Source organism: Burkholderia sp. Cy-637 (assembly GCF_011753175.1).
GTDB classification, from domain to species: Bacteria; Pseudomonadota; Gammaproteobacteria; order Burkholderiales; family Burkholderiaceae; genus Burkholderia; species Burkholderia gladioli.
Map to the genome: position 1 here is coordinate 1 of NZ_VWWC01000202.1, position 10925 is coordinate 10925.

Consider the following 10925-nt stretch of genomic DNA (forward strand, 5'->3'; position numbering starts at 1 on the left):
TCGCCGTGCCTCGCCTGCGGGGCGGGGCCGGGCGAGACCTCATGGCTCGCCCGAGTCGCGCTCGTCGCCCAGGCGGTGCGGGGATCGCGGCGCGGCTTCATACCGGCTGCGCGGCGGGGGCCGGGCTCGACAGGCGCGGCACGCTGCGGTCGTTGATCGGCAGGTGCAGCAGGCCGGCGGCCACGCCGAGCGCCATCGAGCCGTACCAGAGCGGCAGGTAGGAGTGGGTGGCATCGTAGACGACGCCGCCGAGCCAGACGCCGAAGAAGCTGCCGAGCTGGTGGCCGAAGAACACGAAGCCGAACAGCGTCGCGATATAGCGCACGCCGAACACCTGCGAGACCAGGCCGTTGGTGAGCGGCACCGTGCCGAGCCAGATCAGGCCGGTGACGAAGGAGAACAGGTAGAGGCTGGCGGGCGTGAGCGGCAGCAGGATGAACAGCGCCATCGAGATCGCGCGCGTGAAGTAGATGCCGGCCAGCAGGTACTTGCGCCGCCAGATGCCGCCGGCATAACCGCACAGGAAGGTGCCGAGCGTGTTGGCCAGGGCGATGGTGGCCAGCGCGATGCTGGCCTGGCGCGCGCTCATGCCGCGATCGAGCAGGTAGGCCGGCATGTGCGCGGCGATGAAGGCGAGCTGGAAGCCGCAGGCGAAGAAGCCGATGTTGAGCAGCCAGAAACCGCGATGCGTGAGTGCCTCGCGCACCGCGGCGCGCATCGTCTGGTGGCTGCCGCCCTCGGCGCCGCGCACCGGCGGCCGGTCGCGCAGCCAGGCCGCGAGCGGCGCGGTGGCCAGCATCACGGCGGCCAGCACGAAGCTGGCGCGCACCCAGCCGATCGAGTCGATCATGCCCTGCGCGAGCGGCACCATCACGAACTGGCCGAGGCCGCCGATGGTGCCGGCCATGCCGAGCGCCCAGCCGCGATGCTCGGCCGGGAACAGCCGCGAGAGCGCGCCGTATACGGCCCCGAAGGCGGTGCCCGACAGCGCGATGCCGACCATCAGGCCGGTGCCGAGCGTGTAGACGCCGGGCGTGGCCGCCAGCGCCATCACCACCAGGCCGAGCGCGTAGAGCACGGCGCCGGCGAAGATCACGCGCGCCGAGCCGTAGCGGTCGGCGATCATGCCGGTGAAGGGCTGGGCGATGCCCCACAGCAGGTTCTGCAGCGCCAGCGCGAGGCCGAAGGTCTCGCGGCTCCAGCCGTGATCGAGCGTGACCGGCATCAGGAACAGGCCCTGCACGTTGCGCACGCCCAGCGCGCCGCCCATCACGATGCCGCCCATGATCACCAGCAGCCAGCGGTGGCGCCAGGCCTCCTCGGAACGGATCTGCATATGTCTCCTTCTCATGTCGCGCGGCACGCGTCGCGAGCGCGACGCCAGCCGTCGCGGGCCGCCGGGCCTCAATTAAGCGCCTGGCGGGAGCGTGCATCAAGTGAGAATGCGGCACGCTTCGCATGCGCGGGCCGCATGAAAGGGGTCGCATGCGATGCGCACCGATGCAGGCGCCGGGCGGGAGGGAGTCAGCAGCCCGGCGATCCTCCGTATCGACATGCCTGGCCGGTCGACGGCCTCCAGGTGCGAATCAGCGCGCGTCCTGCTCGTCGAACTCCAGCTTGCGCGCGGGTTCGACCCCGGTGGCGGCCAGGATCCAGTCGATCACCGCGCGCACGTTCTCGCGCGGCTCGGGATCGACCTGGTGCAGCCAGTAGGCGTAGCCGGTGGCGCGATGCGAGTCGGACTCGCCGATCGCGGCGAGCCGGCCGTCGGCCAGCAGCGGCGCGACCAGGGCCACGCGCCCCAGCGCGATGCCGCGCCCGGCCAGCGCGGCCTGGATCACCTGGTCGTATTGATTGAAGCGCAGCACGCCGCGCCGCTGCGCGGCCTCCAGGCCGAGCGCGCCGAGATGATCGGCCCATTGCAGCAGCGGGCGGCGCGGGCCGTCGAATTCGAGCAGCGCGTGGCGCGCCAGCGTGTCGGCATCCAGCGCGGTGACGCCCAGCGAGGGATGCGCCACCGGCACGATGGTCTCGTCGAACAGCCGCACCGAGCTGGCCGGCGCGTGGTCGGCCGCCGCGTAGCGGATCGCCAGGTCGATGCCCTCGGCGCGCAGGTCGAGCAGCTTGTCGGTGGCGGCCACCCGCAGGTCGACGCCGGGATGCGCCTGCTGCAACTCGCCGAGCCGCGGCAGCAGCCACAGGCCCGCCACGCCGATGCTGGCGGTGATGGTCACGGGCTGGGGCGCCTTGGGATGGGTCAGGGCCTCCACGCTGTCCTGCAACTGGCGCACGGCTTCGTCGGCGACGCGAAACAGGCGCTCGCCCTCGGGCGTAAACGAGATCGAGCGGTAGCCGCGGTGGAACAGGCGCGTGCCGAGCGCCTCCTCGAGCGCATTCACCTGGCGGCTCACGGCCGATTGCGTGAGGCACAGGTCCTGGGCGGCGAGCGTGATGCTCATGCGCCGGCCGACGGCCACGTAACCGCGCAGGAGATCGAGCGAGGGGAGTTTGATGAGCGGGACTGTCATGCGCGAGCCTCATGCGATCAATGCAAGAAGATTGATTGAGTCGAGCGGGGCGGTCAAGTGCAATAGCGCTCGGAGCCTGCCCTGCGATCAAGCGGAATGGGCATGGCATGCACTGCGGGTATGTGAGGGAAAATGGCCGATACGACTGGAAAGACGCGCGACATGGACCACGCGGCCGACGCCGGGCCCGAGCCGGTCACCATCGTCGCCGGGGACGGTTATCCGATCGGCGGCTTCGTCTGGCGTCAGGCCGCGCCGCCCGATCCGCTCGCACCGCGCCCGGTGGTGGTGGTCAACGCGGCCACCTCGGTGCGCTGCCGTTACTACTTCCGCTTCGCGGCCTGGCTGCATCGCCACGGCTGCGATGCGATCGTCTACGACTACCGCGGCATCGGCGAATCGCGTCCGCCGGTGCTGGCGCGATTCGAGGCGAGCTGGCTCGACTGGGGCGAGCGCGATGCCGAGGCGGTGCTGCGTTACGCCTCGACGGCCTTTCCCGGCCAGCCGATCGACGTGGTCGCGCACAGCATCGGCGGGGTGGCGCTGGGCCTGGCGCCCTCGAACCACCTGGTGCGCCGCGTCTTCACGATGGGCGCGCAATACGCGCACTGGCGCGATTACGCGCCGCGCAGCCGGGTATCGATGCTGTGGAAATGGCACCTGGTGATGCCGCTCGTGAGCGCGCTGTGCGGTTATTTCCCGGCGCGGCGGCTCGGCTGGATGGAGGACACGCCGCGCGGCGTGGCGCTGTCCTGGAGCCGCAGCCGCGCCGAGTTCGAGCACACCTACCGGCGCGCGCCGATCCGGCGCGGCGAGCGCGAGCGCCGCGCGCTGGTGCAGCGCTTCGCGGCCCTGCGCGCGCCGATCCTGGCGCTCAGCGTGAGCGACGACCCGTTCGGCACGGTCGCCGCGATCGAGCGGCTGCTGCGCTACTTCACCCGCAGCCGCGTCACCCATCTGCGCCTGAACCCCGAGCAGGTGGGCGAAACCGCGATCGGCCATTTCGCCTTCTTCCACAGCCGCTTCGAGGGCAGGCTCTGGCCGATGGTGCTGGACTGGCTCCTGCGCGGCCGGATCGCGGACGAGGTGCCGGGGCGCATCGTCTCCGAGCGCGAGGCGGCCGAGGCCGGCGGCAGCGAGGACGAGCCGGGCGCGATCGAGCCGGAGGCGGTGCTGCTCTAGCGCGGGCTCCATGGTTTCGTCGCGTGCGCGATGCTTGGCAGATCCCGCACGCGCCGCGCGCCGCGCGCGAGGATCGCGCGCGGCCCTTTTTCTTCCCGGCTGCCTGCCGGTGGTGGGCGCGGCTGCCGCTGCGCGCCGCGCCGGCTTCGTCCTTGGCGGCGCGCTGCCGCCAGCGCCAGCCCGAGCTCAGCCTTCGCGCCGACGCGCGAAGTAATGCGCGGGCGAATCGCCGAACGCGCGCCGGAACATCGCGATGAAATTGCTCGGCGTGGCGTAGCCGAGCGCATCGGCCACGTTGGCGACCGGCGCGCCGCCGGCCAGGCGCTCCAGCGCCAGCGTCAGGCGCGCCTGCTGCCGCCACTGCGCGAAGCTGGTGCCGGTCTCGGCCTGGAACAGGCGGCTCAGCGTGCGCGCCGACAAGCCGCCCCATTGCGCCCAGTCCTCCAGCGTGCGGCCCTCGTGCGGCTGCGCGAGGATGCGCCGGGCGATCTTCAGCAGGCGCCGGTCGGCCGGCATCGGCAGGTGCAGCGGTTCGTGCGGCGCGCGGCGGATCTCGTCGAGCAGCACGCGGCTGATGCGCGTTTCCTCGGCGCTCAGCGTGTCGCGCCCATACCAGCTCACGGCGCGGCGCACCAGGGCCGCCATCAGCTCGGTGGTCGCGATCACGCAGGGTTCGGCGGGCAGGGTGCGGCTCGCCGTGGGCGCGATCGCCACGCTCCAGCCGCTCAGCGCGCCGCTGATGCTGACCTTGTGCGGCACCCCGGGCGGAATCCAGCCGGCCCGGTGCGGCGGCAGCAGCCAGGAGCCGTGCGGGGTGCGCACGTGCACGCAGCCGCTCTCGATGCAGAACACCTGGCCGCGCCGGTGCTGGTGCCAGTCGATCTCGCGCGTGCCGAGGCGATAGGCGTGCGGCCCGCGGTGCTCGCCGCCGGGCAGGGCGATCAGGACCGGGCCGTCGAGCCGCTCGATCGCTTCCTGGAGCGTCGAGGGGCTGTCGGGGGTGGATGAAGCCGGGTTGGAGGTCATGGCCGGAATTCATTATTTTTTGACCAAACGACATTATCAGCTTTGCCCGCCGCCGGCCAACAATGCTCCTCGTGTGGTTGCGAAACCCGAATTCGATGGAGCGTTCACCATGACTACCCGAACCACCAGCACCCCGGCGCTGCGCATCTTCAACCTGCGCGAATTTCCCTTCGTCCTGATGCGCAACGAGACGATCGAGGACGGTTACGCCGCGCGCTGGGAGGACGAGATGCAGACCCTGTTGCGGATCGGCATGCCGTTCGTGATGATCTTCCCGGCCGGCCGCCCGGAGGAGGGGCACGAGGACCGCAAGCAGCGCGGCCTCTGGCTCAAGCAGAACCGCGAGGCGCTGGCCGCGATCTGCCGCGCGCTGATCTCGATCGAGCCGGATCCGGCCGAGCGCGAGGCCGCGCTCGAGCGCGCGCCGGGCATCGAGCGGGCCTTCGGGGTGCCGGTGGAGGTGGCCGCCACGCTCGACGAGGCGCGCCGGATCGCCTTGAATCGCATGACCGGCGCCGCCGAGGGCTCGCTGGTGGCCTGATCCCGCGCTTGCTCGTGCGGTTCGAATCGCCGGCGCGCTCGCGCCGGCGGTTTCCCGCCTGATCCGTTTCGTTCTCCCGCCTTCCTTTCCCCGCCATTCCACGCAATTCCCCGCCTCGCCGCTTCCCCGGCGCGAGTTCCCGCATCCGCTTGCCGCGACCCGGCCGCGCCTCGGCCATCCCGGGCCTTCCATCGCCTCGTCGCCTGCCAGGGTTCCGCTTTCCTCCGAGGAAAGCGGGGCGGGCCCCCTGCGGTTTTCCCCTAGTGATGCCTGCTTGACTTGTTCAAATTGGAACCTTAATTTTGCGCCTGTTCCTACATGTACTTTTTAGAGGAACAGGCCGGTCGAAACGACCGCATCCCATCCGACCAGGGTTCCACGATGTCCTTCCGTCTGTCGCGTCTGACGTTCGCGCTCGCCGCCGGCCTGCTGCCGCTCGTCGCCCATGCCGATTCGAGCGTCACGCTGTACGGCATCATCGACGAGTTCTTCCAGTACGTGAACACCGGCAACGGCTACACCGCGGCGATCGGTTCGTCGGGGCAGTGGGCCAGCCGGATCGGGCTGCGCGGCCACGAGGACATCGGCGGCGGCAACTACGTCAACTTCGACCTGCAGAACGGCTTCAACCCGAACGACGGCAGCTTCGCCACGCCGGGCTCGATGTTCAGCCGCCAGGCCTGGGTCGGGCTGGGCGGCAACTGGGGCGAGCTGCACGTGGGCCGCCAGAACTCGCCGCTGTTCAACGACCAGGGCGGGCTCGACGCGTTCGGCGCGGCCACCCAGGCTTCCGGTTTCAGCAACATGGAAACCTACGCGGTGCGCACCAGCAATACGGTCTCCTACACGTCGCCCTCGCTGTCGGGGCTGCAGTTCAGCGTCTATGTCGGCTTCGGCGACGCGGGCGGGTTGCGCTCGGGCGGCGCCAGCTACCAGGCCGACGTGACCTACGCGCGCGGCCCGTTCTCGGCGATCGCGGCGGCCCAGGCGGTGCGCAGCGCCGACAACAGCACGCTCGATCGCACCGCCGAGGTGGGCGCCGGCTACCAGATCGGCAAGACCACCGTTTATCTCGGCTGGAGCGGCGCGAAGTGGGCCGACATCGGTCTCGACGTGAATATCTACGGCATCTCGGCGCTCTACCAGGTGACGCCCGCGCAGGCCCTGTCGCTGGGCGGCACCTACCTGCACGACGAGACGGGGCAGGGCGCCAACGCCCGGCAGATCGCCGCGCTCTATACCTACACGTTCTCCAAGCGCACCTCGCTGTACGGCGCGCTGTCCTTCCTGCAGAACCGCGGCGACGCCTCGTACCGGCTGGCCGGCTCCGCCAACGCGGGCCTGCCGCTGGCCTATCCGGGGGCGGACGCGCGCGGCTTCCAGCTCGGCATGGTGCATCGCTTCTGAGCCCGCCGCCGCCGTTTTCCCGTTCCCTTCATCGATCGTTTCAGCGAGTGAGCCGAGCTTCCGTCATCACCATGCGTGCGTCCCGATCCACCTTCCGGCGCCGCCCGTCGTCAAACCTGTGCATACTTGTACCTTTTGCGACGCGCGAACGGCTTTCCGCTACCGGAAACCGGGGCCGCGCGGCACTTGCTGACAGGAGACAGAAGATGGTGCGTAAATCGGCCAGGACGTCCGAAGTCGGGCGTTCCAAGGCACACCGGGTGGCGGCGGAGCTCGAGCGGGACATCCTGAGCGGGCGGCTGCCCTATGGCCAGCAGCTCGAGAGCGAGAGCGAGCTGGTCGAGCGTTTCGCGGTGAGCCGCAACACGGTCCGCAAGGGCCTCGACCTGCTCACCAGCAGCGGCCTGATCACGCGGCGCGGCGGGATCGGCTCCTTCGTGACCTTCCACGGCCAGGCCATCGACGGCTCGCTGGGCTGGACCACCGCGCTGGAGCGCGCCGGCGGCAGCGCGCAGACCAAGTTGCTGCAGATCGCGATCATCGACGATGAGGCGCTGGCGGCCGAGCTGGGCCTGGCCGGCGCGCGCTTCGTGGCGATCGACCGGATGCGCGTGATTGGCGACACGGCCGCGCATATCTCGCTGGAACGCAGCCGCCTGCCGTTCTCCGACGAACTGGCCGCGCTGCCGCTCGAAGGGCTGGTGGGCGGCTCGCTGAACCGCACGCTGGCCGAGCACGGCATGGTGGCCGACCACGGCGAGCAATGGGCCGAGGTGGTCGGCCTGGAGGCCGAGGACGCGCGGCTGCTCAAGCGCCGCGCCGGCACGCCCTTCCTGCGCTCGCGGCGCCTCACGCGCGACCGCGAGAACCGCGTGATCGAGTACGTGGTGAGCCTGCTCGACCCTGCCCACTTTGCCCTGCACCTGGAATTCTGATGTCGATCGACCGTACTGATTCGTTTCCCCACCCCGACCAGGCCGATGCCGCGCGCCTGGACCGCGCGCGCGGCGCCTTCTACGGCCTCGCGCTGGGCGATGCCTTCGGCATGCCGACCCAGGCCCTGAGCCGCGAGACCATCCGCGAACGCTTCGGCCGCGTCACGGGCCTGCTCGATGCGGGCCCCGACCAGCCGATCGCGCCGAACATGCGCGCCGGCGCGATCACCGACGACACCGAGCAGGCGGTGCTGGTGGCGCAGTTGCTGGTGGACGGGCAGGGCGCGATCGCGCCGCTCGAGTTCGCGCGGCGCCTGATCGCCTGGGAAGCCGACATGAAGGCGCGCGGCTCGCTGGACCTGCTCGGCCCCTCCACGCGGCGCGCCACGCAGGCCATCGTCGATGGCGAGGACGTCTCGCTGGCGGGCCGCTTCGGCACCACCAACGGCGCCGCGATGCGCGTCACGCCGGTGGGCATCGCCACCTCGCTGGCCGATCCCGAGGCCTTCGTCGAGGCGGTGGTCGGTTCCTGCCTGGTGACCCATCACACCACGCTCGGCATCGCCAGCGCGGCCGCGGTGGCGGCCGTCGTGTCGGCCGGCATCGAGGGCGCCTCGCTGGGCGAGGCGCTGGAGGCCGGCACACGTTTCGCCGAGCTCGGCGAGACGCGCGGCAACTGGATCGCCGGCGCGCGCATCGGCGCGCGGCTGCGCTGGGTGGCGGGCGAGAGCGCCGCGCGCAGCGGCGAGGCGCTGGCCGACTGGCTGTACGAAGTGGTCGGCACCTCGGTGGCCTCGCAGGAATCGGTGGTGGCGGCCTTCGCGCTGGCCCACGACGCGCGACGCCACGGCACCGCGATCGAGGCCTCGCTGGCCAGCGCGGCCAGCCTCGGCGGCGACACCGACACCATCGCCGCGATGCTCGGCGCGATGCTCGGCGCCTGCGCCGGCTACCAGGCACTGCCCCAGTCACTCGTCGAGACCGTGCGCCGCGTCAGCGCGCTCGATCTCGATGCGCTCAGCGCGCAACTGCTCGCCTTGCGCGGCACACGGGGCCCGCGCGGCTAGCGCGAGCCCCGCGCATCCCGCGCGTTCCCCACCCAGCTCCAGGAGACAGACAGATGGCTTCGTCCCGCAACCCCGCGCACGCCGGCAAGATCGAGGCACGCGGCATCGAACCGGTACCCGACGACGAGTGTCGCGGCCATCCGCTGCAACTGTTCTGGGTCTGGTTCGCCGCCAACATCAGCATTCTGGCGCTGCCGCTGGGCGCCACCCTGGTGGCCTTCCAGCACCTGGCGATCTGGCAGGCGATGCTGGTGGCGGTGGTCGGCGCGGCCGGCTCGTTCGCGCTGGTCGGGGTGATCTCGATCGCCGGGCGGCGCGGCCATGCGCCGAGCCTGACGCTCTCGCGCGCGGTGTTCGGCGTGCGCGGCAACATCGGGCCGACCATCGTCTCGCTGCTCTCGCGGCTCGGCTGGGAAACCGTCAACACCACCACCGGCGCCTACGTGCTGCTCTCGCTGTTCTCGATCGTGTTCGGCGGCTCGGCCGAGGCCAAGGCGCATCCGCTGCTCACGCTGCTGTTCATCGCGATCTTCGTGGCGGCCACCCTGGTGGTGTCGGGCCTCGGCCATGCCACCCTGCTGGTGATCCAGAAGTGGTCGACCTGGGTCTTCGGCGCGCTGAACCTGGTGGTGGCCGGCTTCCTGGCCCAGGCGATCGACTGGCACGCGGTGTTCGCGGCGGCCCCGGCGCCGGCCAGCGCGGTGATCATCGGCATCGGCACCATCGCGGGCGGCACCGGCATCGGCTGGGCCAACGCCGGCGCGGACATGTCGCGCTACCAGGCGCGCGAGGTGAAGGCCGGCTCGCTGGTCGCCTCGGCCGCGTTCGGCGCGGGCATCCCGCTGATCCTGCTGATCACGCTCGGCGCGCTGCTCGCGGTGGGCAACGACAAGCTCGCCTCGGCCACCGACCCGATCGCCGCGATCCGCGATCTGCTGCCCCACTGGATGGCGATTCCCTACCTGATCGCCGCCTTCGGCGGGCTGCTGCTGTCGAACTACCTGTCGGTCTATTCGGCCGGGCTCACCACGCTCACGCTGGGCCTGAAGGTCAAGCGCGTGCAGGCGGTGGTGGTCGACGTCGTGGTGATCTCCACCGGCTCGATCTACTTCATGCTGGTCGAGGGCAGCTTCTACGGCCCCTTCATCGGCTTCATCTCGCTGCTGGCGGTGCCGATCACGGCCTGGGTCGGCATCTTCATCGTCGACCTGGCCGGCCGCGACGGCTACCGGCCCGAGGCCCTGCTCGACGTCAGCCCGGCCAGCGCCTACTGGTATCGTGGCGGCGTGGAATGGCGCGCGTTCGGCGCCTGGGCGCTGGCCATCGTGCTGGGCTTCAGCTTCCTGTCGATCGGCGGCGAGCACGGCTTCCACGGGCCCTTCGCCGACAGCTGGCTGGGCCGCAACGGCCTGGGCTGGATCGTCACCTTCATCGTCGCGGGCGGTCTCTATGCGCTGCTCGGCGGCGCGCGGCGCAATCGTGGTCTGCAGGAGCGTATGTCATGAGTTTGGCAGTTCCCCGTCTGATTCATACGGGACAGGTATTGGTGGACCTGATCATGCGCGTGGGCGCGCTGCCGCCGCCCGGCGGCGACGTGCTGGCTTCCGAGGCGCGCTTCGAGGTGGGCGGCGGTTTCAACGTGATCGCGGCCGCGCGGCGCAGCGGCATGGCCTGCGTCTATGCCGGCGGCCACGGCACCGGGCGCTTCGGCGAGCTGGCGCGCCAGGCGCTGGCCGCCGAGGGCGCCGAGCTGGCCGCGCCGCGCGTGCTCGATCGCGATACCGGCATCTGCGTGGCGATCGTCGACGCCAGCACCGAGCGCACCTTCGTCACCCATCTCGGCGCCGAGGCGGTGCTGGAGCGTGACGTGCTCGACGCGCTGGCGGTGACGCCGCGCGACATCGTCTATGTGACGGGCTACGGCTTGTGCGTGCCCGACAAGGGCGCGCTGCTGGCGGACTGGCTCGAGACGCTGCCCGAATCGGTGGTGGTGGCCTTCGATCCGGGCCCGCTGGTCGACAGCATCGAGTCGGCGCTGCTCGCGCGCGTGATGCGGCGCACGCGGATCTGGACCGGCAACCGCGAGGAGGCGCTGCGCCACACCGGCCGCGCGAGCGTCGAGGCGGCGCTGGACGAGCTCGCCGCGCGGCTGCCGGCCGGCGCGCTGGCGATCGTGCGCGATGCCGAGCAGGGCTGCGTGGTGTCGATCGACGGCGTGCCCGCGCGGGTGGCGGCCTTC

At 71.2% G+C, this 10925-nt stretch carries 10 protein-coding genes; 7 read left to right on the top strand and 3 right to left on the bottom strand.

The features are described from left to right. Window positions 1-97: 97 nt before the first annotated feature. Both F3J10_RS31295 and F3J10_RS31300 read right to left on the bottom strand, forming a co-directional pair. Window positions 98-1336: an MFS transporter gene (locus F3J10_RS31295; RefSeq protein ID WP_025099291.1), complete on the bottom strand. Its 1239-nt coding sequence runs from the start codon at window positions 1334-1336 to the stop codon at window positions 98-100. Between the two features lie 250 nt (window positions 1337-1586). Continuing rightward, window positions 1587-2528, bottom strand: coding sequence for a LysR substrate-binding domain-containing protein (locus F3J10_RS31300; protein ID WP_167243724.1), 942 nt, complete (start codon window positions 2526-2528; stop codon window positions 1587-1589). Window positions 2529-2660: 132 nt separating this feature from the next. Here F3J10_RS31300 and F3J10_RS31305 point away from each other — a divergent pair, with 132 nt between their 5' ends. Further along, entirely contained in the window at window positions 2661-3710 is a 1050-nt protein-coding gene (locus F3J10_RS31305; RefSeq protein ID WP_105829631.1) for an alpha/beta fold hydrolase, read from the top strand. A 186-nt stretch (window positions 3711-3896) separates the two neighbouring features. Here the strand turns inward: F3J10_RS31305 and F3J10_RS31310 are convergent, their stop codons facing one another. Next, on the bottom strand, window positions 3897-4736 hold the full coding sequence (locus F3J10_RS31310; protein ID WP_167243725.1) for a helix-turn-helix transcriptional regulator: 840 nt from the start codon (window positions 4734-4736) through the stop codon (window positions 3897-3899). 109 nt (window positions 4737-4845) lie between these two features. On the opposite strand from F3J10_RS31310, the gene F3J10_RS31315 reads away from it, so the two are divergent. The 6 genes from F3J10_RS31315 to F3J10_RS31340 all read left to right on the top strand — a co-directional run. Next, window positions 4846-5277: a hypothetical protein gene (locus tag F3J10_RS31315; protein ID WP_167243726.1), complete on the top strand. Its 432-nt coding sequence runs from the start codon at window positions 4846-4848 to the stop codon at window positions 5275-5277. Window positions 5278-5658: 381 nt separating this feature from the next. Further along, window positions 5659-6684: a porin gene (locus tag F3J10_RS31320; protein WP_025099296.1), complete on the top strand. Its 1026-nt coding sequence runs from the start codon at window positions 5659-5661 to the stop codon at window positions 6682-6684. A gap of 206 nt (window positions 6685-6890) precedes the next feature. After that, window positions 6891-7619, top strand: coding sequence for a GntR family transcriptional regulator (locus F3J10_RS31325; protein ID WP_013698563.1), 729 nt, complete (start codon window positions 6891-6893; stop codon window positions 7617-7619). Then, window positions 7619-8686: an ADP-ribosylglycohydrolase family protein gene (locus F3J10_RS31330; RefSeq protein WP_167234319.1), complete on the top strand. Its 1068-nt coding sequence runs from the start codon at window positions 7619-7621 to the stop codon at window positions 8684-8686. Before F3J10_RS31325 ends, F3J10_RS31330 begins: the two co-directional genes overlap by 1 nt. Before the next feature lie 53 nt (window positions 8687-8739). Beyond that, window positions 8740-10191, top strand: a complete 1452-nt coding sequence (locus F3J10_RS31335) for a cytosine permease (RefSeq protein ID WP_167234320.1) — start codon at window positions 8740-8742, stop codon at window positions 10189-10191. Continuing rightward, window positions 10188-10925: PfkB family carbohydrate kinase (locus F3J10_RS31340; RefSeq protein WP_167243727.1), on the top strand; the 738-nt coding region annotated here is incomplete at its 3' end. The genes F3J10_RS31335 and F3J10_RS31340, both read left to right, overlap by 4 nt.

Bases quoted from the DNA above. Each gene is read 5' to 3' on its own strand.
- F3J10_RS31295 (WP_025099291.1), bottom strand. From the start codon at position 1,336: ATGCAGATCCGTTCCGAGGAGGCCTGGCGCCACCGCTGGCTGCTGGTG.
- F3J10_RS31300 (WP_167243724.1), bottom strand. From the start codon at position 2,528: ATGACAGTCCCGCTCATCAAACTCCCCTCGCTCGATCTCCTGCGCGGT.
- F3J10_RS31305 (WP_105829631.1), top strand. From the start codon at position 2,661: ATGGCCGATACGACTGGAAAGACGCGCGACATGGACCACGCGGCCGAC.
- F3J10_RS31310 (WP_167243725.1), bottom strand. From the start codon at position 4,736: ATGACCTCCAACCCGGCTTCATCCACCCCCGACAGCCCCTCGACGCTC.
- F3J10_RS31315 (WP_167243726.1), top strand. From the start codon at position 4,846: ATGACTACCCGAACCACCAGCACCCCGGCGCTGCGCATCTTCAACCTG.
- F3J10_RS31320 (WP_025099296.1), top strand. From the start codon at position 5,659: ATGTCCTTCCGTCTGTCGCGTCTGACGTTCGCGCTCGCCGCCGGCCTG.
- F3J10_RS31325 (WP_013698563.1), top strand. From the start codon at position 6,891: ATGGTGCGTAAATCGGCCAGGACGTCCGAAGTCGGGCGTTCCAAGGCA.
- F3J10_RS31330 (WP_167234319.1), top strand. From the start codon at position 7,619: ATGTCGATCGACCGTACTGATTCGTTTCCCCACCCCGACCAGGCCGAT.
- F3J10_RS31335 (WP_167234320.1), top strand. From the start codon at position 8,740: ATGGCTTCGTCCCGCAACCCCGCGCACGCCGGCAAGATCGAGGCACGC.